Raw genomic sequence first — 23,551 nt, 5'->3', positions numbered from 1 at the left:
CCGCATGAAGCCGATGCTTAAGCTGTGCGTCATCGACGATATCCGCAGCGTCGTGGACATGATCCGCACGAAGATCCCTTGGGCCGAACACGGAATCGAGGTCGCGGGAAGCGCGACCGACGGGGAGGCAGGGCTGGCGGTCATTCGGGAGGCGAAGCCCGAACTCGTCGTCACCGACATCCGAATGCCGAAGATGGACGGCCTGGAGATGACTCGCCGCATCATGGAGCTGCTCCCCGGCAGCAAGATCATCATCCTGAGCGCGTACACCGACTTCGAATACGCGCGGAAGGCGATCGAGTACGGAGCGTTCCACTACGTGACGAAGCCGTTCTCCGCAGACGATATCGTCCGGATCGTCCTCAAGGCGAAGGAAGCCTGGGAGGCGGACAATGCCGGCCGCCTTCGGGTGCTGGAGCTGGAGAAGCGGATGAAGGAGAGCTTGCCCGCCCTGCGGCAGGAATACTTGTCGCTGCTCGTCCACCATCCGACCGCGGAGGCGGACTCGTCCGAATGGTGGGACTTGCTCCGGCTGAAGCCGGTTCGGCCGCCGCTGGCGGTCATGGTCATCCAGATCGATCCGCCCGCGGAGGGCTTCGCGGCGCTCTCCCTGAAGGAGCTGGAGCTCGTTCGGTTCTCGCTTCAGAATATCGTCGAAGAGACGATCGGCGCCTTCGCGGACGCCGTCGTGTTCCGCGACGAATTCTACCGCTACGTCTGCCTGCTGGACGCTTCGGGCGCGGAGGACGGTCCGCTCGGGATCGCGGACGCCTGCTGCGCGAATATCGCCCGCTATACGAAGTTCACGATCTCGATCGGCATCGGCCGGACGGTCGGCGACGTCAGAGAGCTGCCCCGCGGCTACCGGGAAGCCATCGAGGCTCTCGCGCACCATTTCTACACCGGCGGCAACGGCGCTGTCCTGTACCGGTCGGAGTCGGACAAGGGGCCCGGGGATTGGATCTATTCCGCGGAGGGCGAGAGCGAATTCTTGTTCGCGTTCCGCTCCGGCAACCTGGACAAGTGCAGCCTATGGCTGTCCCGCGTCTTCGGGGAGCTGGAAGGCGCGAGCGGGCGGCCCGATCCCGGCTACGCCAAGCATCTGTTCCAGGGGCTCGCCTTGCGCATGCTTAGGATCATGCTGGAGAAGTTCCCGCGCGAGGCGATCGAGGACTTCGAGGCCGGGGTCGAAGCGAAGCGTCCGGCGGATCCGGCCGATCTGCGGGAATACCGGAGATGGCTGTTCGGCCTGTGCGAGCTCGGATGCGGCCGCATGAACAGCGAGCGGGCGAGCGAATCGCGCAAAATCATTTTCCGTTCCATGGAGTACATCCGGGCCCATCTTCATATGGACCTGACGCTCGAACATTGCGCGCGGCAGGTGAACCTCAGTTGGGGGTACTATTCCAATCTGTTCAAGAAGGCGTCTGGAATGACGTTCCAGCAGTTCGTCACGCAGGAGAGGATCGAGCGCGCCAAGGCGATGCTGCTGGAAGACTTCCAGGTGCAGGAGATCGCCCAGAGCCTCGGCTACGAGCATCGGCGCTACTTCAGCGACGTGTTCAAGAAGCAGACCGGCATGACGCCGACGGAATTCAAAGAGTCGTACTTGGGCAAGCGGGAGTAGGAAGAAGCGCGGGAGCAACAGAGCGAGAATTCTGCCCCCGAACTCGAATTCGCCTCCTTCCGGGCCGATCGGCGTTCCCCTATAGTTGATAGTGCAAGCGATAAAGCGTTCTCATCCACAAGGGAGGATCAGCCATGATCAAGCAAGTTGGAACCGCCGCGCTCGTCGGAGCGCTGACCGTCGCCGTCGCGGCATGCGGAAGCGGCGGAGGGAACGGCGGCGGCTCGGCCGCGTCCCCGACCGGCTCGTCCGAAGCGGCCTCATCCGCTCCGGCTTCCGCGAAGCCGGCCGGGAAAATCAAGCTCAGCTACTGGACGGGCGACCGGCACGATCAAGACTATATCAAAGAGATCGTGCAGAAGTTCAACGACACGAACCCGGACGGCATCGAGGTGGAGATGGTCGTCAAAACCGACGACTTCAACCAGGCGATCGATCTCGCCTTCTCGTCGGGCCAGGCTCCGGACCTGATCCGCGTCAAGGAGAACACGATCCAGCCTTGGGCGAAGAAGGGATACCTGGAGCCCATCGATTCGTATCTGACGGACGAATTCAAACGGAAGTTCCCCGCCATCCCTGACTTCAACGTGATCGACGGCAAGACGTACAGCCTGCCGAACTACGGATCGACAATCCGGCTCGTGTACAACAAGGACTTGTTCAAGAAGGCGGGTATCGCCGAACTGCCGAAGACGCTGGCCGAGATGGTCGAAGACGCCAAGAAGCTGACGGCGGCCGGCAAGGCCGACGGAGCGTACGGCTTCGCCCAGAACTTCAAGAGCACGCAGAGCGCCCTGTTCCGGTCCGCCCGGGTCATCGCCGAGGCGAGCGGGTACGGCGGGCTCGGCTACGACTTCAAGACGGCGAGATACGACTGGAACGGCTATAAGGAGATCATTCAGGCGTTCAAGCAGATGGTGGACGACGGCAGCACGATGCCGGGGATGGAGTCGCTCGACATCGACCCGCTGCGCGCGCAATTCGCCGAAGGCAAGATCGGCATGTACCTGTCGTTCTCGTCCGAGCCGGGCGTCTACAAGGATCAATTCCCGGCGAAGATCGACTGGGCGGCCGCTCCGGCGCCGACGATCGACGGTACGGTGAAGGGCAAGACGTCGCTGCTCGGAGGCCAATGGCTCGCGATCAGCGCCCAATCCAAGAACAAGGACGCGGCCTGGAAGTTCATGCAGTACATGTACGGCGACGACATCCTGAAGACGTACCAAGAGAAGGGCTTCGGCCTCTCGATGGTGCCCGAGATCGCCAAGATCGCCGGGAAGCCGAACATCGTCGGAATCGACGGGTTCCTGCCGACGGAGAACGACGGCACCTGGCCGCTGGAGCCGACCTCGGCCATCAAGGTCGAAGGGGAGCTGGCAACCGACGTGTTCTTCAAGTACATGCTGAGCGGCGGCGATCTGGACGCCATGATCCAGGATCTGAACAAACGTTACAACGACGCCCTGGATAAGGCGATCGCGGCCGGGGAAGCGAAGGCGGAGCCGGACCCGGGCTTCGACCCGATGAAGATTCGATAAGAAGGAGGAAGGGCGGGCAGGGGAACGGATCGTTCCGCCCGCCTTTTCCATCGAACCGAGAGCGTCTATGGGAGTGGAACCAATGATCAAATTGCGGCGAATCGGCTTCTCTTACGCGTTCCTGGCGCCCAGCCTGCTGCTGACCGTCGTGCTTGGAATTTACCCGATCGGCTGGGCTATCCGCTATATGTTTTTCGACTACAAGGGCTACGGCGAGGCCAAGTTCGTCGGCCTGGACAACTTCGAGAGATTGTACCGCGACGGTCCGTTCTGGCATTCGGTCGCCAATACGTTCGTCTATGCGGGCGGCAAGCTGATTCTGACGATCCCGCTCAGCCTGGTCCTCGCGGTCGTCCTGAACCGCGCGTTCCGCGGCCGGAGCGCGCTGCGGGCGATCTACTTCATGCCCACGATCATCAGCTCGTCGGTCATGGCGGTCGTGTTCTACATTCTGTTCAACTCGTATAACGGGATCTTGAATCAATACCTTCTGAAGCTGGGCCTGATCTCCGTTCCGATTCCGTGGCTCGGCCCGAAGCACGCGATGCTGACGACGATTCTGATCGCGGCGTGGGGGGCGGTCGGCAATTACATGCTGCTGTTCCTAGCCGGCTTGCAGAACATCCCAAGGGACGTGTACGAGAGCTCTTCCTTGGACGGGGCGAACCGGTGGCAGCAATTCCGGTACTTGACGCTGCCGATGCTCGGGCCGGTCTTGCAGATCGTCGTCATGCTGGCCATCATCAACGCGCTGAAAGGGTACGAGAGCATCATGGTGCTGACGGACGGAGGTCCGATCGGCAAGACGGAAGTGATGTATCTGTACGTGTATAAGCTGTTCTTCCCGACGCCGTCCGCATCCTACGTGCCCGACCAGCAATTCGGTTACGGCAGCGCCGTCGGCTTCGCCACGGCCGTCATCGTCGGCGTCGTGACGCTGGGCTACCACTTGCTGTCCCGGCGGCTGAATCGGCTTCAATAGAAGGAGGACTCCTCATGAAATCGGAAGCTTGGCCATCCATGCGAACAAGGAATTCCTCCGGGCGCCCCGCGGCGGGGCCTTGGCCAGGCCGTCTGCTGCTGGGGCTGTTCCTTCTGGTCACGGCGGTTCTGATCCTGTTCCCGCTCGTCGCGGCGTTCCTCGGCTCGTTCATGACGAACGCCGAGATCGCGGCGGGCGGCAAGCTGGTCCCGTCCGTCTGGCAGTTCGCCAATTACAAGGAAGCGTGGGTGCAAGCGAACTTCTCCCGGTTCGCCTGGAACAGCCTGTTCGTAAGCGCGGCGACGACGGTAGGGACGCTGATCGTCGCGTCGATGGCGGCGTACGTCGTCGAACGGATGAAGTTCCCCGGCAAAGCGCTGTTCGTCGGCCTTCAGGCGTCCACGATGTTCGTCGCGATCGGAGCGGTCGTGCTGCGTCCCCAGTTCCAGCTGATGGTGGACCTGAATCTGAATACGTCGCTGTGGGGGGTCATTCTCATTCTGATCAGCTCCCACGCGTATATTTTCTTTATCCTCCTCAGCTTCCTTCAGGGCATCTCCCGGGAGCTGGACGAAGCGGCCCGAATCGACGGCTGCTCGAGCGCGGGCATCTACTGGCGGATCGTTCTGCCCTTGCTGCGGCCGGCTCTGGGCGTCGGAGCCTTGTTCACGTTCTGCGGCGCCTGGAACGAGTATTTGAGGCCTCTCGTCTTCACGCTGAACAACCCGAACCTGCAGACGCTGACCGTCGGCCTCTCTTATCTGCGCTACGGGTCGAGCGCCGCCGTTCAGACGCATTACTTGCTCGCCGGCGCGTGCCTGTCCATTCTGCCGCTGCTCGCCGCTTATCTCGTCGCCAACAAGTCGTTCATGCAGATGACGGCCGGCTCGCTGAAGGGATAGGAGGCGCGGATGAACGAGAGACGGTTGTCGAAGCTGCGGGAGAACGCGGCGAACCCCGCGTTCGCTTCCGCGATGGAGGCTCTGCGGCGGGAGGCGGAAGCGGCGAAGGCGATCCGGTACGAGATCGGGCCTCGCGAGCGTGGACAATGGGCGCATTATTACTACTGCCCGAAGGACGGGGCGGCGTTGGTCTTCGAATGGGAGCGTCCGACGCGGCACCGCTGCCCGGAATGCGGCGAGGTCTACGCCGGGGAGCCGTACGATTCGTGCTGGACGACGATCGCCCATAACCGGATCGGGCGCGCCGCGTTCCACGCCTCGCTGCTGAACGCGGTCCGGCCGGACCCGGGGCTTGCGGCCGCGGCGAAGGGCTTCTTGCTGGCCTATTCCGACTATTACGCCGGATACGAGATTCACGGGGATATTCCGTATAACGGCCCGGGGAAGCTGTTCGCGCAGACGCTGGACGAAGCGCACTGGATCCAGGACGTCGCCGCGGCTTACGCGTTCTTGCGCGGGGAATGGTCCGACGAGGAAGAGGAACGCGTCCGCCGGGGACTCCTCGAGCCGTGCGCCCGCTTCCTCGTCGCCCATAAGGAGAAGCAGATTCATAACCATGCCGTCCTGATCACGTCCGCGATCTCGGCGCTGAGCCTCCTGCTCGGAGACGAGGGCGTGCGGACGGCCGGCATGGACGGCGAGTTCGGCTTGCGGGACCAGATGCGAAGAGGCATCTTCTCCGACGGTCTCTGGTACGAAGGCAACATCCAGTATCATGCGTACGCGCTCCATGCGCTGACGGCCTTCGCGCTCGTCGCCGAAGGGACGCATTGGGACCTGTGGACCGATCAATCGCTGAAGGCGATGTTCGATTACCCGCTGGATTGGGTGCAGCCGGACGGAACGATGCCTTCGTTCAACGACGCCGGTCCGAACGACTCCATCGGCAAGTATGCGTCCTTGTACGAGGTCGCGTACGGCGTGTACGGGGACGGTATCTACGGCTCGTTCTTGAACGCGGCTTACGGGTTGCCGTCCGTCCGCCGGGATTCCGCGAACGCGCTGTTGTTCGGCCGGGAGCTCGGCGCGGCCGAAGAGAACGGTCCGGATGCGCTGCTGGAAGCTTGTTGCCGGCCTGTCGTCCGGCCGGAGAGCGGGCTCAGCAAGCTGGCCGGAAGGGAAGGGTGGCAGGTGACCGTGAAGCACAGCAAGTACGGCGGGGAGCATGACCATCTGGACCGGCTCGGGTTGTCCGTCTGCCTGGGTTCCGTTCCGTTGTTCATCGATCCCGGAACGACGGCCTACGGCGTGCCGGCGCATTACGGTTGGTTCAAGCATACGTTCTCGCACAACACGGCGACGCTGAACGGGGCCGACCAGCCGCCCCGCGACGGCCGGCTCGTCCGGTTCGAGGAGACGGACTGGGGCGCGTGGATCGAGACGGCGGTCGACTGGCGCGGCGACGATTATGCCGTTCGGGACCGAATCTATCCGCCGCCGGAGCCGGCGTCCTGGGACGATAGAGCCTACTTCGGCGCGTCATTCCGGCGAATCGCGCTGCTGGCGGACGGCTGGCTGATCGATCTGTTCAGGGCCGATACGCCGGAGCCGAGGGACATCGCGCTCGCTTGCCATTTCAGCGGGGAAGAGGCGCCATCGGCCGGCGAAGAGTGGGCGGAGACCGACGAGACGCCGTTCGCCGCCGCGGATCCGCGATGGCTTCGCGGAACCCGCAAGCTCGCGTCCGGAGCCGGCGGGACGTTCGTCTGCCGGATGAGAGACGGCAGCCTTCTGCGGCAGCTGAGCTGGTGCTCGGAGCCGTCCGACGTGTATACGGCCCGGACGCCGGACAACCCGCCGACGCGGGAGAGAACGACTTGGGTTCGGCGGGCGCCGGGAAGCCGCGGAGCTTTGTTCGTCCAGGCATACGCCGCGACAAGAGAGTCCTATTGCGGTTATGCCCCGGCTATGCCAACGCTCGAGGTGTCGAACGTCTCGGACGGAACGTGGAAGATCGCGCTTCGGACGGCTTCGGCGCCGACCGCCTTTTTGCTCGATTGGCGGAAGGAGACCGGAGCCTCGATCGAGAAAATCGATTATGGGGTTGATAACGAAGGAGGCGAACGCAGGTGAGCGCGAGCGGAGAATGGGAGAACGCGGAGCCGGGAGTCCGAAGGAAGATCTTCGCCCCGGGCGCGTCGCTTATGATGATGGAAGTCCGTTTCGAAGCGGGGGCGGAAGGGTACGAGCATTCGCATCCGCACGAGCAGCTGACTTATTGTCTGAAGGGAAGCTTCGAATTCCGGATCGACGGGAAGAAGATCGTCTTGCGTCAAGGCGAGACGCTGTACATTCCGAGCGGCACCCTCCACGGCGTGACCGCCCTGGAGGAAGGAGCGCTGCTCGATTCGTTCACGCCGCTCAGGGAGGATCTGCTGCGCCGTCGAGAATGAACGAGCCGCGAACTTCCCGATATCTGCGCCGAAGACGAACGTCCGGCGGATAAAGCTCCCTCCCGCTTTTCATAATATAAGGAAAAAAGCGAGCGGAGGGACGTTCATGACCGGGAAGGGAGAACGCCTGCTAATCGCCGCCTTGGGCGGAGTGAACGAAGTAGGCAAGAACATGTACATGCTGCAGCACGGTGACGACATCCTCGTCATCGACTGCGGGTCGAAGTTCCCCGACGAGAGCCTGCTCGGGATCGATCTTATCATTCCGGATATCGCCTATCTGCTGAACAACCGGGACAAGGTTCGGGCGCTCATCGTCACGCACGGCCACGAGGACCATATCGGCGGCATCCCGTATCTGCTGAAGCAGCTGCCGATGCCCGTCTACGCGTCTCGGCTGACGCTCGGACTTATCGAGATCAAGCTGAAGGAGCACGGCCTGCTGCGCGAGACGAGCCTGAACCGCATCGATTCGGACTCGCAGCTCGAGCTCGGTTCCGTGAAGGTGTCCTTCTTCAATACGAACCACAGCATTCCCGATTGTCTCGGCGTCGTCTTCGACACGCCGGAGGGAACGGTCGTCCATACGGGAGACTTCAAGTTCGACATGACGCCCGTGAACAAGCAGTACCCGGACATTCACAAGATGGCGGAGATCGGCCGGCGGGGCGTGCGGATCCTGCTGTCGGAGAGCACGAACGCGGAGCGGCCGGGCTTCACCCCGTCGGAGAGGATCGTCGGCGCCCACCTCGAAGAAGCGTTCGTCAAGGCGAAGCGCCGGGTGTTCGTCTCCACCTTCGCCTCGAACGTCTCGCGGCTGCAGCAGGTCGTCGACGCGGCCGCGCGCACCGGCCGCCGTCTCGCCCTGCTCGGACGCAGCATGGTGAACGTCGTCGAGGTCGCGCGGGAGCTCGGGTATCTCGACATCCCCGAAGGCATGCTCGCGGATCCCGCGGAAGCCGCGAACCTGCCTCCGGAGCAGGTCGCGGTTCTGTGCACGGGCAGCCAAGGAGAGCCGATGGCGGCGCTGTCGCGGCTGGCTTCCTCGAATCACCGGCTGATCGAGATCCAGGCCGGAGACACGGTCATCATCGCGGCGAACCCGATTCCCGGCAACGAGCGGAACGTCTCCCGCATCGTCGACAACTTGTACATCCTCGGCGCGGAGGTCGTCTACGGCTCGCGCAGCGAGCTGCACGTCTCGGGACACGGCAGCCAGGAAGAGCTGAAGCTGATGCTCACTCTGATGAAGCCGGACTACTTCATTCCGATTCACGGCGAATACCGGATGCTGCACCATCATCGCCAGCTGGCCGAGGCGGTCGGGGTCGAAAGCGACCGGATCTTCCTGCTCGGCAACGGGGACGTCGTGGAGTCGAGCGGCGGCGTCGTCCGGCAGGCGGGACGCATCCCGGCCGGACAGATTCTCGTCGACGGGCTCGGCATCGGCGACATCGGCAATATCGTGCTGCGGGATCGCCGCCAGCTGTCGGCGGACGGCATTCTGATCACCGTCATCACGATCAGCAAGGAGGACGGCAAGATCTTGTCCGACCCCGACACGATCTCCAGGGGCTTCGTCTACGTGAGGGATTCGGAAGGGCTGATCCGCGAGGTGAACCGGCTCGTGACCGACACCGCGAGGAGAATGCTCGAGGAGAACGCGAGCCAATGGAACGTCATGAAGCAGACGCTGAAGGACGCGCTCGGCCAATTCCTGTACGAGAAGACGAAGAGAAGGCCGATGATTCTCCCGATTATTATCGAGGTTTGAACCGCGGCCAGCTCCGTCCGCCGGCAAGCGCGAACCGGCCCCCGCATTCCGTTAAGGGAAGCGGGGGCCTTCGCGTTCAAGGCGATTCGCACGATTCGAACAAGGCTGCCCGAAGACGGCAATCGGACGGCGATTAGTCGGCCAAGGCGGCGTCGACCCGATCCCACACCTCGCTGCCGAACCGCAGGCCCGAAGCTTCGGCGTTCTCCGCGACTTGCTCCGGGGTGCTCGCTCCGACGATGGCGCTGGAGATCTCGGGGAGGCGGAGCGTCCACGCGAGAGCCAAGCGGGACAACGAGACGCCGGCTTCGTCGGCGATCGCCTGCAGCCGTCTCGTCTTGGCGAGCAAATCTTCGCGCAGCCAGGACCGGATCGTCTGCGAGCCTTCTTCGGTCGAGGAGCGCGTGGCGGGCACGGAATCGTCCGCGGAGCGATACTTGCCGGTCAGCACCCCTTGGGCGAGCGGGGAGTAGACGACCTGACCGATTCCGTGCTTCTTCGCGAGCGGAATGACGTTCTGCTCGATGTCCCTCGCGAACATATTGTAAAGGGGCTGATTGGCCGCGATCGGGTGGAGAGCGTACTTCTCGACGATCGAGACGGCGCTCGTTATCTCCAGCGCCGACATGTTGCTGATGCCGACGTACAGCACTTTGCCTTGGCGGACGAGATCGTCCATCGCCCGGAGCGTCTCGTCGAGCGGCGTGTCCGCGTCCGGGTAGTGGCAATAATAGAGGTCGATATAGTCCGTTCCGAGCCGCTTCAGCGAAGCATGGCATTGTTCCATAATATGCTTGCGAGACAATCCCTGGTCATTCGGAAGCGGGCCCATCGGGCCGCGGACTTTGGTCGCGAGCGCGTAGGACGTTCTCGGGTATTCGGCGAGCGCGCGTCCGACGACCTGCTCGGCTTCCCCTTGGCTATACACGTTGGCCGTATCGAAGAAGTTGATCCCGGCCTCGTAAGCGGCCCGAATCGTCCGGACGGCCCGGTCCTTGTCCACGTAGCCTCCGTAAGTAAGCCAGCTGCCCAAGCTGATCTCGCTGACCTTCAATCCGGTGCGGCCCAATCTGCGATACTCCATCTTTAAACCTCCCTGTTCGGCACGAAGCTCGTAGGCGCGTCGCGCTTCGTTGTCAGTTGAAATGTATGAGCGGGGGGTCGTCAAACATACATGGACAACGAATGATCCGCGCAAAAAAAAACGGCGACGGCCCCGCAGAGCTATTACCCGTACCCGGCCAAAGACGAAACCGAAGAGCCGGACAGCCGCGCAAAAAAAACGAAAACGCCCCGACGTCGGCGGACGTCGAGGGCGCTTCGGGGTCGCGAGTCCGGTCAGGAGCGAGTCTTGTTCTCGCTGATCGGTCCGGGCGCGTCGGCCTCTTCGATGAGGACCGGCTTCGCGGTCGTGCGGGTCTCGTGCAGCGTCGCGGATCCGGCCTGGTGCGTCTTGAGATCTCTCATCTCGGGATTGGATCGGGAATCGCTCATGTCTTCGGTCGACCTCCTTGCTCTTCGGGTTCGGACGCTTCGTTAGTGTGGGGAAGAGGAAGTTCGGCTATGCGCGGAAGCGGTCGCGGCGGCGAACGCGGCAGCGAACCCCGAAGGGGAACGTCGGCGGGGAACGTCGGCTCCGTCACGAAGCCTCCGGCTCCCGGATCGGCATCCGGATCTTCAGCACGGAGCCCGGCAGCACATCCTCGGAGGGGCTCAGCTCCACGGAACCGCCCAGGCGGCGGATCCGGTCGTGCATCGAGGACAGCCCGAACCCGCGAGGCACCGACGCGACCGGAACCCCGTCGTTATACAGCAAGAAGGTGAGCCATTCTCCCTCGGCCTGGAGCGAGAAATGGAATTGACGGCAGCCCCCGTGCTTGATTCCGTTCGTGATTCCTTCCTGGCAAAGCGTGGTAAATCGTTTTTTTGCGCATGGCGTCGAGAGGCGGGAGGGGCGTCATCGATCGTTCGATCGTGACTCCGGTCATCTTCTCCGTATCGTCCATCAATTCGTTCAAATAAGCGACCAGATCGCGATTCGCGAAGTCGTCCTTCATGAGACGCACGGCGGTACGGACGTCCGATAAGCCCTTGCGGACCGATTCGAGCGCCGAATCCAGCTTCGCCTGGGCCGTCTCCATGTCCTTGTCCATCAGCCTTCGGGCGGCTTCCATCTGAATAATCGTCCCGATCAGCTTATGGCCGAGAATGTCGTGGATCTCGTGGGAGATTCGGTTGCGCTCCTCGAGCAGGGCCACTTCTCCGAGCGCCTCGAACTTCTCCCGCATGGATTCTTGCAGCTGAAGATGCATCCGTTCGAGATCGGCCGTCCGCTCCTTCACTTGCTCTTCCAAGCCTTCGTTCAGCTTCGCCAGCTGCTTCTGCATATCGCCCAGGTAGGAGGCCAGAACCCGGGCCGTGCACAAGGCGAAGATGAAGCCGGCGATGTAGCCGATGTTCGGCTGCCAATAGAACGAGTACAGCGGGAAGCGTTCGAAAATCCATTCCTGCAGCGCGTAAAAATGGGACAGCAGCCATCTCTGGATCCAGAGCAGGAAGATGATGCCGTTGCCGAGCAGCATCCATTCGATCGTGCCTTCCGGCTTCTCGCGCTTCGATCGGAGGATCGAGAACGATACGCCGGCCAGGACGAGGACGAGCAGGAATTGAAAGTTGGGGCCGGTCAGCCAATCGTACGCCTCTTGATTCGCCCAGGAGAACGCGGCGCTGACGAGGAAGCAGGCCAGCATCAGCTGACGCGCCCTTCGAACGATGGACAGGTAGCCGGCTCCGTAGAGTCTCTCCAGGAAGGCGAGGTAGGCGACCATGGAGAACGGCCAGGCCAGCGGATAATAATAGGAGACGGCGGAAGCGTCGACGTAATAATTCAGCGCTTCCGAACGGACGAAGCAGCCGAAGCCTTGGCCCAAGCTTAACAGCCCGAAATAGAGGAACAAAGGGTTGCGGCGGTTCGTCAGATAAGCGAATAGGGAGACGGCCGCCATGAACGCGAAGACGACTCCGAGAATGATCTTGACCGCGTTCTGGCGCAGAATGTGAGCGTAGGCGTCGTCGGCGTCCGCGATCATGACGGAATTGATATGAACGCCGACGCCGTCCTTCCCCGCGACGAAGCGGAACAGAATCGTTCCTTCCGGCGGCAAGGGGACGAGCCGGAATTGAGTGAAGGTGCTCACCCGCGGATTCGGGCGTTCGTTATTGAAGGCCAGGACGGAAGTCCCGTTCACGTATACCTCGTATTGCGGGACCCCGCGGATCCAGACTCTCGGCGAGTGCATGTCCAGATCCCGATAGGTCATGCGCACCCAGTATACCCCTTCGTAGCGATCGGCGGCGGAGGATCCGAGAACGGAAGCGAGCTCTTCCCAACCCGCCCGGCCTTCCGCGTTCCCCGGAACGGCAGGATTCAGATCGCCGAGCCGGATCTGGGCATGCAGCTTGTCGTCCGCCATATCGAGTCCTTGGGGAAAATGGGGCGTCTTCAAGCCGCCGTTGATCAGCGCGGTGAGGAGAACGAAACTGACGCCTATTAGCGTCAGAAAAAGACAGTATTGAAGAAGAAGCCTCCCGGCTTGCCTTCTCCGCGTGGACGACATCTATGAGATCTCTCCCAACCGTTCGGCATATAAACTTCCACTCGTATTATAAGGCATCCTGCCGATTCTCCGATACGGCGAATTGAACGCTCCGAGGCGACCTTCCGGACACGAGGAAGAGACCGAAGTCGGACGCGGGTTCGGGCATATGCGAGTGGATCGTCCTATTCGACGGAGGCGAACATGATGACCGTCCGAATGACCGCGGTCACTACCCGGACGATCGGCCGCATGGTTTGATGGAGGTGGAGTCCATCAATCGAGAGGAAGGTCATCTATGTCCAGCTTAACGGATCTGAGATTGGACCCTTATCCGTGGTACGCTCAGATGCTCGAATCAAGTCCCGTCGTCTTCAGTCCCGAATTCGGCGCTTACCTCGTCTTCCGCGCGGACGACGTCAAGAAGGTGTTCGCCGATCATCAGACATTCTCTTCGGCCGTGTTCGACGGATTGTCCCAGGACTTCCCGTTCGAGAACCAATTGACCGGAATGGACCCGCCCCGCCATACGCAGCTTCGGGCGTTGGCGACGCATGCGTTCACTCCGAAGGCCGTCATGGAGCTCGAGCCCCGCATCCGGCAGATCGTCGACCGGCTGCTCGACGCGATGTTCGCCAAGGAAGAGATCGACTTCGTGCGCGACTTCTCCGTGCCGTTCCCGATCTCGGTCATCGCCGAGATGCTCGGCATTCCGCCGGAAGACTTCGGCCGCTTCAAGGGCTGGTCCGACACGACGGTGGAGATCTCCGAACGGCTGCTGACCGGGCAGACGGAGGCGCTCCCGGAGCACGTCGCCGCTTTTGACGAGCTGCTCGGGTATTTCCGGGATCTCCTTAACGAGAGAAGAAGGGAGCCGAAGGGCGACCTGATCTCCCGGCTGGCCGTCGCCGAAGTGGAGGGGCGGGCGCTGTCGGATACCGAAGCGAGCTATTTATGCTCCTTGCTCCTGGTCGCCGGCAACGAGACGACGACCAATCTGCTCTCCAACGCGATCCGCACGTTCGCCGAACATCCCGACCAATGGGAGAAGCTCGCGAACGATCCGAATCTGGCGTCCCAGGCCGTCGAGGAAGTGATGCGGTATCGGACGTCCGTCCAGCTCATGTTCCGGCTCGTCAAGCAGGATACCCAAGTGGGAGGCGTCGCCATGAAGGCCGGCGACCGTGTCGCCGTCTTCTTGGGAGCGGCGAACCGCGACCCGGCCAAGTACGACCGCCCGAACGAATTCGATATTACCCGGCCGCCGGCTCCGCACCTGACGTTCGGCCACGGCATCCACTTCTGTCTCGGTGCGCCCTTGGCCCGGCTGGAGGTAACGACCGCGCTGAAGGCGTTGGCCGGCCGGGTATCCGCGTTCCGCATCCCGGAAGGCTCCGACTTGGAGCCGCTGACGAACTTCAACCTGCTCGGGCTTAAGCGCCTTCCTCTGCGAATCGAACGCAGAGACTCCGGCCGCCCCAAGTCCTGAGCCATCCGATTCGGCGTCGCGACGCCCGGCGAACAACCGGGCCGTCGCGGCGCCTTTCGTTCTGAAGACGGTCCAAGAAGTCGAGGACTTATGTCCTTTTCGCCGGGGAGGAATCTATCGTGTAATAAAGGGGAGATCGATAGAGGGGTGACGAACCGATTGGGAATCTTGTATGCTGTGGTTGCCGGAGCTTGTCTCGCGCTTCAAGGAGCGGCCAATTCGCGAATCGGCCAGGCGATCGGAACTTGGCAGGCGGCGGCGATGACGCAATTCGCCGGATTCGCGCTGTCGCTGGCCATTCTCGCGTTGCGAGGGGACGGCGGCTGGCGAAGCCTTAAGCGGGCGAAGCCGCTGTATTTGACCGGAGGCGCCTTCGCCGCGCCGATCATCTACTGCAACGTAACGGCCATGCACCGGATCGGCGCCGCGCTGACGATCGCCTCCGTGCTTATCTCCCAGCTGTGCCTCACGTTCGTCGTCGAGAAGCGCGGGTGGCTCGGCTTGGAGAAGCGGAGGACGAATCCGGCCGAATGGGCCGGAATCGCGCTGATGATCGCCGGCGTGGCGATTCTACGAGGGTGAACCGAGGTTCCTCTCGGGTGACAGGAGGAAGAGCGCGCCAATGAAGGAATGGAAGGACCCCGAGGCGATGAACGGCTATCTGCGCCGGTATCGGATCGAATCCGCTCTGCCCGAGGAGCTGCTGCCCCATCTGGCTCTGCGGAAGTACGAGCCCGACGAACGCCTATGTTCCCAAGGAGACAAGCCGGATCATCTCTACTTGCTCGTAGAAGGCAAGCTCAGAGTCTCCACCTCCTCGGCGGAAGGAAGGACGCTAGTCCTCACCTTCCATCAGCCTCCCGAGTTGATCGGGGAGATCGAATTCGCGAGAGGCGCCGATTATCTCAATACGGTCGAAGCCGTCACGCCCGTCGTCGCGATCTCCGCTCCCTACCGCTATTTAAGCGCCTTCGCCTTGGATCATCCCCCCTTCCTGCGATGGCTGCTGGACGTCATCTCGCGCAAGTTCTGGACCAAGTCGGAATCGTTAAGCTTCAACCTGATGCACCCGGTCGAGACTCGGCTCGCGGGTTACTTGCTGTCGCGCGCCGCCGATTGTTCCGGCACGCCGTTCCAAGGACGGTTGCGTTCCGCCGAACTGAAGGACGCGGCGAACGCGATCGGAACGAGCTACCGCCACTTGAACCGCGTCATCGGCCGGTTGTGCGCGGAAGGGCTTTTGGAGCGGGTCGGCGGGCATATCGTCGTGAAGGATAGACGCCGGCTTCAAGAGCTGGTCGATCCGATGCCGAGCGGATAAGAGTTTAAGGAGATAGAAGGAAGGGATACGGCATGATTGCAGGATTCGTCCTCGCCCTGGCCGCCGGGGCTCTCGTAGGCGTGCAGAATGCGTTCAACGGCCGGGTGAACGGAGCCGCCGGCTCCTGGGCGACGACGGCGCTCGTCCTGGGCCTCGGCTTCGCGGCTTCGTTGACGCTGGGCCTCGTCTTCGAAGGCAAGCGGTTGTTCGCGCTGGAATCGATGGAGACCTGGTTCGCGTTCAGCGGCTTCATCGGAGTCGGAGTCGTCTTCTGTCTCGTGCGCGGCATCCAGCGGCTCGGGCCGACCGTCGCCGTCGCGGCGGCTCTGTCCTCGCAGCTCTTGTTCGGACTGCTGTGGGATTCCCTCGGATGGTTCGGGCTTCGCCAAGTCCCGTTCACGGCCCAGCAAGCGGTCGGAGCGCTGGTCATGATCGCCGGAATCGCGCTCTTGAAGCTTGGCGGCCAAGCCCGGGAACGGGCGGCGCCCGGGGAGGAGGCTTCGGAAGCGTAACGATTCGGTGTTGCCCCCGGAATCGGACCTCCTATATAATGTATTCGTACGAAGGAGGTCGGTACGGATGGCAAATCACATTGCCGGGACTCGCAACGACTCATGCAAAGCCTAATTAGGGGCGATACTTTGCATGGGGCGGACTTGAACGAGAGAAGATCGCCCGATTAAGCCGATATCGTTTCTAATAATGGGCTTTGCACCTTATTGAACCATCCAATTTGCCAATAAGGGGCGTAAAGCGATGAACCAACCATTTATTAGAAACCATCAGTATAACCTAATTCGGAAGCAAGTCCGCTTGCTTCAGCATACGTGCCAGACGGTGTTCGATCCCAAGGTGGTCAAGTCGGTCAGAGAGAGCGTCCAGCTGCGAATCGCGGAGGCGTTCCCGAACGCGACGGGCGAGCAGGCCGCGGCGCTGGAGGCGTTCCTGCCGTACGACAAGGAGGAGCAGTTCCAGAGTTATTTGCGCTCCCTCGAGCCTTATCTGGAACCATTCCCGCCAACGACGGAAGCGCAGCTGCGGAAGCTGTTCCCGAAGGCCAAGAAGCTGAAGCTGCCCGACCTCGAAGCGGTCGACTTCCGCCGCGTCTCCTATCTTGGCTGGACCGATATCGCGACGAACAAGCTGTTCCTCGTCTATCCGATGGACGGGAAGCTGGCCGGAGTCGAGGGAAGATTCACGCCGGCTAACAAGAAGAGCACTTGCTTCCTCTGCAATAAGCAGGAAGAGGTCGCCTTGTTCACGGCTACCGCCAAGTCGAAGCCGGCCGGCGCTTCGCCGGATTACTACAAGGCGATCGGCAACTATCTGTGCGTGGACAGCAAGAAGTGCAACGATAACTTGACGGAGATCGACGCGTTGGAGAGATTCCTCGCGGACGTCCTCGGTTAATCGAACGATTCGAAGCGGAAGACCGCCGGAGCCTCCGGCGGTCTTTCCCGGTTGTTCGCGCGGCCGCGACACGGAGTGAACATCGCGGGCGACGCTAGGCCCGAGGATCGGACGGGCCCCGTTACATACTACGGCGCCGGCTTGTCAACGATAACTGCTGCAAGCGTCAGCGCAAGGAAGGGATACGATGAAGCATCGGGGCGTGTTCTCCAAGCTTCGAAGCAAGGCGAGAGAGCTGAAGCAAAATCTGTTCGTCCTGTACTTGGCCTACAAGGACCCGAGAATTCCGAAGTACGCCAAATGGTTCACGTTATGCGTGGTCGCTTACGCGTTCAGCCCGATCGACCTGATTCCCGACTTTATTCCGATCGCGGGTTATCTCGACGACCTGGTCATCGTGCCGCTGGGCATTACGCTGGCGCTCCGCATGATCCCTTCCGAGGTGATCGAAGATTGCCGGGCCGAAGCCGAAGCGATGCGCGGGAAGGGCAAGCCGGCGAATTGGGCGGCCGCCGCCGTCTTCATCGCGGTGTGGATCCTGTTCGCCGTCTGGCTCGGCTCCGTGCTCTATCGCCTCTTCTGACACGAATCCGGCCGCCGGCGAAGGCGGCCTTGATCGGAGGGCGTCCATTGAAGCTGATTTTTCTCGGTACGAGCGCCGGCCGGCCGACGCCGGAACGCAACGTGATGTCCGTGGCGCTCCGGTTCCCGGAGGAGCGGAACCGGTTCTGGCTGTTCGACGCCGGCGAAGGCACGCAGCATCGGCTGCTGGGAACGAAGCTGAAGCTGAGCAAGCTGGACCGGATCTTCATTACCCACATGCACGGCGACCACCTCTACGGACTTCCGGGCCTACTGACGAGCCGCACGTTCCATGACGGCGCCGGCAAGCTGCGGGTGTACGGGCCCAAGGGACTCGCCGACTATCTCGGGACCGTGCTGAGGGTAAGCGAGGCCCACCTGAATTACGAGCTGGAAGTGAGCGAGATCGAGCCGGGCGATACGCTGGACTTGGACGATCGCTTCTCGGTCGAGACGGCCGAGCTCGATCACCGGATTCCGTGCATCGGCTACCGGATCACGGAGCGTCCTCGGCCCGGGGCGCTCGACTTGGCCGCTCTGGCCCGACTCGGCGTTCCTCCCGGCCCCTTGTACGGGAAGCTGAAGAGAGGGGAAGACGTCGCGCTGGACGACGGAAGCACGATTCTCTCCTCGGAAGTCGTCGGACCGCCGTCCGACGGCCGGATCGTCACGATCCTCGGCGATACGAGTCCGTGCGACAATGCCGTGAAGCTGGCCCGGAACGCGGACGTGCTCGTGCATGAAGCGACCTTCGGCGCCGGCATGGAGGAGAAGGCGCTCGACTACGGCCACTCGACGATTACCCAAGCCGCCGGCATCGCCAGGCGGGCGAAGGCCAAACGGCTGATCGTGACGCACATCAGCGCCCGTTACGGGGAAGAGGAGGTCGCGGCCATGGTCGCGGAAGCGCGCAAGGAGTTCCCCGAGCTGGAAGCCGCCCGCGACTACCTCGAAGTCGGGGTGACCCCGTGAAGATTCGAGAAGCCGTTCGCTTGCCTGGGAGATCGATAACGACAAGAAGCTTCCAGTCCGCCGCATGGCTCGTCGTAATCGGATTGCTCCTCGGCTGCGGCGCCTCACAGCCGTCGCTTCCCGAGCCGGAAGGCAGCGCTTCGGAGGGGACGCATGCGGGGACGGATTCCGGATCGGCCGCGGGCGCCGGTGCGGAAGGCGAACCCGATGCCGGCGCCGACGATTCCGATGCCGGAGAAGGGCCGAAGACCGGGAAAGATTCCCAGGCATCGGAGAAGCCGGGCGAGGTCGTGCAGGTCGGTTCCGTGCGTTACCTGATTATGGACGATCGCGCCGTGACGCTGTTCGAGTATTCGGCCGACGCCGCGGAGCGGTACGCGAAGGCGCTCAACCGCTTCCGGGAACGGACGGATTCCGCGATTCGCGTCTACAGCATGCTCGTTCCCACTTCCGCGGAGTTCGTAGACGCTTCCGGCTACGAGTCGATGAACGATTCGCAGAAGGAGGCGTTCGCCCATATCGACGACGGGCTGGATCCCGCCATCGTCCGGGTCGATGCATACGGCGCCCTCAAGAGCCGGGCCGGCGAATACCTCTTTTTCCGAACGGATCATCATTGGACGGCGATCGGCGCCTATTACGCCTATGTTCAATTGATGGATACGATGGGAGAGAAGCCGATCGATTACGGCCGCTTCGAGAAGGGGACGATCGAAGGGGTGCTGGGCAGCGACTACAAGGCGACCGGGAGCGCCAAGCTCAAGGCCCATCCGGATACGCTGACGTACTGCCTTCCGCTCGGGAGCTACAAGTACTACGCTTATACGAAGCAAGACAAGCCTCTTGAGAAGAAGGCGGTCGATCCCAGGTACGCGAAGCTGGGGAACGGGGCTTACGCCGTCTTCCTCGGAGGGGACTACCCATGGGGAGCGATCGAGACGGGGACGGCGAACGGAAGAAGGATTCTGGTCGTCAAGGATTCCTTCGGCAACGCCTTGATTCCGTATCTGATCCCCCATTACGAGACGATCTACTATATCGACCCCCGGTCGTACGGAGGCAGCCTGACCGGGTTCCTGAGGGACCGGGACATCCAAGACGTTCTGTTCCTGAACAATTCGACGGTGGCGCGCAACTCCTCCGTAGCGGAGAGTCTGGATCGCCTCATGGAGAGCGGACGGGAGTAGAGACGAGTCAGGAGCAGGAGTTCGCGCGGCGGCGCGGGCTCTTTTCGCTATGTTTGCGTCTGGTTCCGGTTTTGCCGTTTGACTATCCTTGCGGTCCGGGCTATGATGAGTTGGGAATTAGTAACCGAGTAATCGAGTAATTCGAGCTAATCGATGAAATCGATTCGCAGAAGTATTTCCGTTATTCAAAAGTTACCGGGATAAGGGGACGCATATGAAAATTCCGACAACGTTAAAGCATAAACCGGTCGTCGTCTCGGAGAACTACGAGCAGGTGGACGGCCGTTACGCCGGCAAGACGGACGCGAAGGGCTTGTCCCTCGGCTTGGCCCAATGGAACGATCGCGGCAAGGTCGATATCTCCGCCAAGGTATGGAGGTATACGGGAGAGAAGTGGTCCCGGCAGTCGGAAGAGCTTCCGCTGCACCGCGTGCTCGATCTGTCGATCCTGATCTGCCGGACGATGGCCCACTTCCGCGAAGCGTACCGTTACGAGAATCTGTACGACCCGGAGAAGCCCGTTATCGACCGGGTCGGGCTTCAAGGCGACGCCATGACGGTGGCGGTCTGCACGGACAACGAACGGATCGACGAGGATATCAAGCTGTTCGGACAGGCTCTTCGAGACGACGACGAGCTGATCGGCGAGCGTCTTCGTACCCTGTCGGGGATCTTGAAGGAGATGGGGTATTGAATCGCGTTCGATCTTAGCGCGGGCGAGACCTCCTTGCGGAGGCTTGAAGGAAATTGACGACGAACCGCGAATACTTGAAGGAATAGAAGCAGGATGGATGCGAAGCCGGACGAAGTTCGCGGGGTGAGCCATGAATTCGCCGTTAGTTCCTACGCCCGACCTGATTCGGTCGATCGAGGCCTCCGAGATCGAATACATGACGGACCGGATGAAGGCGATCCGAGGCAGGCCGGGCAACCCGGAGGGCGTCGAGATCCGCGAGTTCGGGAACGCCGTCTGCTATTACAGCGAGACGATGCCTTGGCCGTCGTTCAACACCGTCAAAGGCCTTAGAAGCGATGACATCGATTCGATCGAACCGATTCTCGACTTCTATCGGACCCGAGGGCGGAAGCCGCAATTGGAGATCGTGCCTTCGGCGGTCGACTCCGCGTTCCTCAGACGGCTCGTCGAGAACGGCTGTTATCCGTCGGGGACCCACGCTTCGCTCTACATGGCGCCGGGAGCGATCGCGCCGGAGCCCTCGGACCGGATTCGAATCGAGGAGCTGCAGGAGGATCAATTCGAGCTCTACGCGCGGATCCACTGCCGGGGGACGGGCCTCTCCGACGACGGCATCCCGCACGTGGCCGCGAACAACCGCGTGCTGCACGGACGGCCGGGCTGGAAGTTCTACGTCGCCTGCCTGGACGGGAAGCCGGCCGCGGCCGGCGTGCTGCGAACGCGGGACGGGATCGCCTCCATGACGTTCGCGGCGACGCTGCCCGAATACCGGAACATGGGCTTGCAGCGCCGCCTGCTGCTGCGAAGATTGGAAGAAGCCGGGCGACAATCGTGCGGCCTGGCGGTCGGCCAATGCGCCTATCTGTCCGCCAGCCATCGGAACATGGAACGAGTCGGCATGAAGATCGGCTACGTCCGGACTTCCTGGACGTTATGATGATTCGGTTCCGAGCGGAGAGGAGCGATTCCTTATGAAGGCGAGCAAACTGTCGGGGCCTGAACAGGTCGCCGATTTCCTCGATAAGCTCGTGCATCCGCTGAAAGACGAGATTCTCGAAGCGAGGCGGATCATACTCGGCGCTAACGGGGAGATTACGGAGCATATCAAGTGGAACGCGCCGAGCTTCCTTTACCGCGGCGAGGACCGGGTCACGATGAACCTGCAGGGGAAGGGGTTCTTCCGCCTGGTCTTCCACACGGGAGCGAAGCCGGCCGGATCGGCGGATGGCATTCGAATTCCGGAAGACGACGCCGGGCTGCTGGAGTGGGCCGCGAAGGATAGGGCGATCTTGATCATAACGGACAGGAGCGACTTGGATTCCAAGAGAGCGAAGCTCGCGGCGATCGTCGACGGTTGGATGAGGGCGACAACCCCTGGAGAAGGAGAGAGCGAAGATGGAGATTAAGCGCGACGATCTGACGGGGCCTGAAGTGCAGGCCTTGATCGGAGAACATCTGCAAGGCATGTTCGAGCATTCCCCTCCGGAGAGCGTCCATGCGCTCGACCTGGACGGCTTGCGCAAACCCGAAATCACGTTCTGGAGCGCATGGGAAGGGGATCGGTTGGCGGGCTGCGGGGCCTTGAAGGAGCTGGATCCGGAGCATGGAGAGGTCAAGTCGATGCGAACGTCGTCGGCCTTCCTCCGCCGAGGCGTCGCCTCGAGAATGCTCGAGCATATTATCGGGGAAGCGAAGCGTCGCGGTTACCGGCGGCTCAGCCTGGAGACGGGGTCGATGGAAGCGTTCGTTCCCGCGCGCAATTTGTATGCGCGCTTCGGGTTCGAGTATTGCGGGCTGTTCGCGGATTACGCGGAGGATCCCAACAGCGTGTTCATGACCAAGGAGCTCTAGTCCGCTTGCCCGTGTTCGCAGGGCAACAAGCGCCTTAAGTAGCGATTAAGGGCAGAAAAGGCAAACTTTATCCTCCAATTTCAATAAATTTGCCACATGTTTTTGACAGATTGATGATGGATTGCGAATTATCCGTATAGAAGCCTCTCTTTTTGGTAGGATAGAGACAAGAAGGGGGAAGGGAGGCGTGTTCGATTGCGCGCGCTGAAAGGAAACGAAGCCGTCGCGGGCTACGATCTCGCGGCCGGCTCCTTGCCGAAAGTCATCTTCGATACGATCAAAATCGGCATTATCAAATCGAATCTGATCGCCATGTTCGCCGGACTGTGTATGGCGCTGCTCGTTAACGACATCCCGTTCTTCGACAAAATCGGAAGCATCGTTCTGGCGTTAATCGGCTCCACGCTCGTCATCGGTTCGGCGGGAGCGTTCAATAACGTGTACGACCGGGACATCGACATCATTATGGAACGGACGAAGAAGAGGCCGACCGTGACGGGACGGGTCAGCGCGAGAAGCGGCCTGGTCATCGGGTCCGCGATGGCCGCGGCCGGATTGGCCGCTCTGTACATGGCTTCGCCGCTGGCCGCGTTGTTCGGCTTCCTCGGCCTGTTCCTGTACGTCGTGCCTTATACGATGTGGACGAAGCGGAGAACGGTCTACAATACGGAGGTCGGAAGCTTGTCCGGCGCGACGCCGCCGCTGATCGGGTGGGCGGCCATCTCCTCGGACATGACGCATTCGGGCATCGCCGCCTTGTTCATCCTGATGCTCCTGTGGCAGATGCCGCACTTCTACGCGATCGCGATCCGGCGCCTGGAGGATTACCGGGCCGCCAACGTTCCGATGCTGCCGGTCGTGAAGGGCATACGCCGCACGTACCAGCAGACGAACGTCTATCTCGCGCTGCTGTTCGTCTCCAGCGGATTGTTCTGGAGCTTCAGCCCGTTCGTCGCGATTACGGCCGCCGTGCTCAGCCTGGCCTGGCTCGTTCTGAGCCTCGCCGGTTACCGCCGGATGAAGGAAGCCGGCTGGTCCAAGTGGATGTTCATTTTCTCGCTCAACCACATTACGGTCCTCATGTTCGCGATCATCGGGTATTCGCTCCTTAAGCCGTTGTTCTAAGCCGCGTTCGCGCGGCTTTTTTTCATGGCGTGCCCAGAGGCACGC

General features: G+C 61.9%; 24 protein-coding genes. 20 read left to right on the top strand and 4 right to left on the bottom strand.

Going from position 1 to position 23,551, the window contains the following annotated elements:
• The first annotated feature begins 4 nt into the window (after positions 1–4).
• From H7B90_RS29625 to H7B90_RS29595, 7 genes are all read left to right on the top strand, one after another.
• Positions 5–1,627, top strand: coding sequence for a response regulator transcription factor (locus H7B90_RS29625; RefSeq protein WP_185139508.1), 1,623 nt, complete (start codon positions 5–7; stop codon positions 1,625–1,627).
• Between the two features lie 134 nt (positions 1,628–1,761).
• On the top strand, positions 1,762–3,165 hold the full coding sequence (locus H7B90_RS29620; RefSeq protein ID WP_185139507.1) for an ABC transporter substrate-binding protein: 1,404 nt from the start codon (positions 1,762–1,764) through the stop codon (positions 3,163–3,165).
• Between the two features lie 82 nt (positions 3,166–3,247).
• Positions 3,248–4,147 (top strand): carbohydrate ABC transporter permease, encoded by a 900-nt coding sequence (locus H7B90_RS29615; protein WP_185139506.1) that lies wholly within the window; start codon positions 3,248–3,250, stop codon positions 4,145–4,147.
• Positions 4,148–4,185: 38 nt separating this feature from the next.
• Entirely contained in the window at positions 4,186–5,049 is an 864-nt protein-coding gene (locus H7B90_RS29610; protein WP_185139561.1) for a carbohydrate ABC transporter permease, read from the top strand.
• A 9-nt stretch (positions 5,050–5,058) separates the two neighbouring features.
• Positions 5,059–7,182 (top strand): heparinase II/III domain-containing protein, encoded by a 2,124-nt coding sequence (locus H7B90_RS29605; protein WP_185139505.1) that lies wholly within the window; start codon positions 5,059–5,061, stop codon positions 7,180–7,182.
• Positions 7,179–7,502, top strand: a complete 324-nt coding sequence (locus tag H7B90_RS29600) for a cupin domain-containing protein (RefSeq protein ID WP_311772835.1) — start codon at positions 7,179–7,181, stop codon at positions 7,500–7,502. The genes H7B90_RS29605 and H7B90_RS29600 overlap by 4 nt, the downstream gene beginning before the upstream one ends.
• Before the next feature lie 106 nt (positions 7,503–7,608).
• A complete protein-coding gene (locus tag H7B90_RS29595; protein ID WP_185139504.1) occupies positions 7,609–9,276 on the top strand; it encodes a ribonuclease J in 1,668 nt (555 codons plus the stop codon).
• A 133-nt stretch (positions 9,277–9,409) separates the two neighbouring features.
• Here the strand turns inward: H7B90_RS29595 and H7B90_RS29590 are convergent, their stop codons facing one another.
• From H7B90_RS29590 to H7B90_RS29575, 4 genes are all read right to left on the bottom strand, one after another.
• Entirely contained in the window at positions 9,410–10,360 is a 951-nt protein-coding gene (locus tag H7B90_RS29590) for an aldo/keto reductase family protein (RefSeq protein WP_185139503.1), read from the bottom strand.
• Positions 10,361–10,614: 254 nt separating this feature from the next.
• Entirely contained in the window at positions 10,615–10,770 is a 156-nt protein-coding gene (locus H7B90_RS29585; RefSeq protein WP_185139502.1) for a hypothetical protein, read from the bottom strand.
• A 145-nt stretch (positions 10,771–10,915) separates the two neighbouring features.
• The gene (locus H7B90_RS29580) at positions 10,916–11,092 is read right to left on the bottom strand and encodes a hypothetical protein (RefSeq protein WP_185139501.1); all 177 of its coding nucleotides are present in this window, start codon (positions 11,090–11,092) and stop codon (positions 10,916–10,918) included.
• Positions 11,082–12,893, bottom strand: coding sequence for a sensor histidine kinase (locus H7B90_RS29575; RefSeq protein WP_185139500.1), 1,812 nt, complete (start codon positions 12,891–12,893; stop codon positions 11,082–11,084). The genes H7B90_RS29580 and H7B90_RS29575 overlap by 11 nt, the downstream gene beginning before the upstream one ends.
• A gap of 277 nt (positions 12,894–13,170) precedes the next feature.
• Here H7B90_RS29575 and H7B90_RS29570 point away from each other — a divergent pair, with 277 nt between their 5' ends.
• From H7B90_RS29570 to cyoE, 13 genes are all read left to right on the top strand, one after another.
• Positions 13,171–14,361 (top strand): cytochrome P450, encoded by a 1,191-nt coding sequence (locus tag H7B90_RS29570; protein WP_185139499.1) that lies wholly within the window; start codon positions 13,171–13,173, stop codon positions 14,359–14,361.
• 147 nt (positions 14,362–14,508) lie between these two features.
• On the top strand, positions 14,509–14,943 hold the full coding sequence (locus tag H7B90_RS29565) for a DMT family transporter (RefSeq protein ID WP_246578555.1): 435 nt from the start codon (positions 14,509–14,511) through the stop codon (positions 14,941–14,943).
• A gap of 40 nt (positions 14,944–14,983) precedes the next feature.
• Positions 14,984–15,682, top strand: coding sequence for a Crp/Fnr family transcriptional regulator (locus H7B90_RS29560; RefSeq protein WP_185139497.1), 699 nt, complete (start codon positions 14,984–14,986; stop codon positions 15,680–15,682).
• A 32-nt stretch (positions 15,683–15,714) separates the two neighbouring features.
• Entirely contained in the window at positions 15,715–16,194 is a 480-nt protein-coding gene (locus tag H7B90_RS29555; RefSeq protein WP_185139496.1) for a DMT family transporter, read from the top strand.
• Positions 16,195–16,438: 244 nt separating this feature from the next.
• A complete protein-coding gene (locus tag H7B90_RS29550) occupies positions 16,439–17,092 on the top strand; it encodes a FusB/FusC family EF-G-binding protein (RefSeq protein ID WP_185139495.1) in 654 nt (217 codons plus the stop codon).
• A 187-nt stretch (positions 17,093–17,279) separates the two neighbouring features.
• Positions 17,280–17,675, top strand: a complete 396-nt coding sequence (locus tag H7B90_RS29545) for a YkvA family protein (RefSeq protein WP_185139494.1) — start codon at positions 17,280–17,282, stop codon at positions 17,673–17,675.
• A gap of 47 nt (positions 17,676–17,722) precedes the next feature.
• Positions 17,723–18,646 (top strand): ribonuclease Z, encoded by a 924-nt coding sequence (gene rnz, locus H7B90_RS29540; RefSeq protein ID WP_185139493.1) that lies wholly within the window; start codon positions 17,723–17,725, stop codon positions 18,644–18,646.
• A gap of 20 nt (positions 18,647–18,666) precedes the next feature.
• A complete protein-coding gene (locus H7B90_RS29535) occupies positions 18,667–19,833 on the top strand; it encodes a DHHW family protein (RefSeq protein WP_185139492.1) in 1,167 nt (388 codons plus the stop codon).
• Positions 19,834–20,047: 214 nt separating this feature from the next.
• A complete protein-coding gene (locus H7B90_RS29530; protein WP_185139491.1) occupies positions 20,048–20,527 on the top strand; it encodes a DUF6530 family protein in 480 nt (159 codons plus the stop codon).
• A 130-nt stretch (positions 20,528–20,657) separates the two neighbouring features.
• On the top strand, positions 20,658–21,467 hold the full coding sequence (locus H7B90_RS29525; RefSeq protein ID WP_185139490.1) for a GNAT family N-acetyltransferase: 810 nt from the start codon (positions 20,658–20,660) through the stop codon (positions 21,465–21,467).
• Between the two features lie 34 nt (positions 21,468–21,501).
• A complete protein-coding gene (locus tag H7B90_RS29520; RefSeq protein ID WP_185139489.1) occupies positions 21,502–21,936 on the top strand; it encodes a DUF1801 domain-containing protein in 435 nt (144 codons plus the stop codon).
• Positions 21,926–22,381: a GNAT family N-acetyltransferase gene (locus H7B90_RS29515; protein WP_185139488.1), complete on the top strand. Its 456-nt coding sequence runs from the start codon at positions 21,926–21,928 to the stop codon at positions 22,379–22,381. Before H7B90_RS29520 ends, H7B90_RS29515 begins: the two co-directional genes overlap by 11 nt.
• A 195-nt stretch (positions 22,382–22,576) precedes the next feature.
• Complete coding sequence (gene cyoE / locus H7B90_RS29510) at positions 22,577–23,506, top strand: heme o synthase (protein ID WP_185139487.1); 930 nt, start codon at positions 22,577–22,579, stop codon at positions 23,504–23,506.
• Positions 23,507–23,551 lie beyond the last annotated feature (45 nt).

It is taken from the genome of Cohnella xylanilytica, assembly GCF_014212175.1.
Lineage (GTDB): Bacteria > Bacillota > Bacilli > Paenibacillales > Paenibacillaceae > Cohnella > Cohnella xylanilytica.
Note: the sequence above shows the minus strand (reverse complement) of the source record. Positions and strands in the feature narration are given on the sequence as shown.

Bases quoted from the DNA above. Each gene is read 5' to 3' on its own strand.
- H7B90_RS29625 (WP_185139508.1), top strand. From the start codon at position 5: ATGAAGCCGATGCTTAAGCTGTGCGTCATCGACGATATCCGCAGCGTC.
- H7B90_RS29620 (WP_185139507.1), top strand. From the start codon at position 1,762: ATGATCAAGCAAGTTGGAACCGCCGCGCTCGTCGGAGCGCTGACCGTC.
- H7B90_RS29615 (WP_185139506.1), top strand. From the start codon at position 3,248: ATGATCAAATTGCGGCGAATCGGCTTCTCTTACGCGTTCCTGGCGCCC.
- H7B90_RS29610 (WP_185139561.1), top strand. From the start codon at position 4,186: ATGCGAACAAGGAATTCCTCCGGGCGCCCCGCGGCGGGGCCTTGGCCA.
- H7B90_RS29605 (WP_185139505.1), top strand. From the start codon at position 5,059: ATGAACGAGAGACGGTTGTCGAAGCTGCGGGAGAACGCGGCGAACCCC.
- H7B90_RS29595 (WP_185139504.1), top strand. From the start codon at position 7,609: ATGACCGGGAAGGGAGAACGCCTGCTAATCGCCGCCTTGGGCGGAGTG.
- H7B90_RS29590 (WP_185139503.1), bottom strand. From the start codon at position 10,360: ATGGAGTATCGCAGATTGGGCCGCACCGGATTGAAGGTCAGCGAGATC.
- H7B90_RS29585 (WP_185139502.1), bottom strand. From the start codon at position 10,770: ATGAGCGATTCCCGATCCAATCCCGAGATGAGAGATCTCAAGACGCAC.
- H7B90_RS29575 (WP_185139500.1), bottom strand. From the start codon at position 12,893: ATGTCGTCCACGCGGAGAAGGCAAGCCGGGAGGCTTCTTCTTCAATAC.
- H7B90_RS29570 (WP_185139499.1), top strand. From the start codon at position 13,171: ATGTCCAGCTTAACGGATCTGAGATTGGACCCTTATCCGTGGTACGCT.
- H7B90_RS29560 (WP_185139497.1), top strand. From the start codon at position 14,984: ATGAAGGAATGGAAGGACCCCGAGGCGATGAACGGCTATCTGCGCCGG.
- H7B90_RS29555 (WP_185139496.1), top strand. From the start codon at position 15,715: ATGATTGCAGGATTCGTCCTCGCCCTGGCCGCCGGGGCTCTCGTAGGC.
- H7B90_RS29550 (WP_185139495.1), top strand. From the start codon at position 16,439: ATGAACCAACCATTTATTAGAAACCATCAGTATAACCTAATTCGGAAG.
- H7B90_RS29545 (WP_185139494.1), top strand. From the start codon at position 17,280: ATGAAGCATCGGGGCGTGTTCTCCAAGCTTCGAAGCAAGGCGAGAGAG.
- H7B90_RS29530 (WP_185139491.1), top strand. From the start codon at position 20,048: ATGAAAATTCCGACAACGTTAAAGCATAAACCGGTCGTCGTCTCGGAG.
- H7B90_RS29525 (WP_185139490.1), top strand. From the start codon at position 20,658: ATGAATTCGCCGTTAGTTCCTACGCCCGACCTGATTCGGTCGATCGAG.
- H7B90_RS29520 (WP_185139489.1), top strand. From the start codon at position 21,502: ATGAAGGCGAGCAAACTGTCGGGGCCTGAACAGGTCGCCGATTTCCTC.
- H7B90_RS29515 (WP_185139488.1), top strand. From the start codon at position 21,926: ATGGAGATTAAGCGCGACGATCTGACGGGGCCTGAAGTGCAGGCCTTG.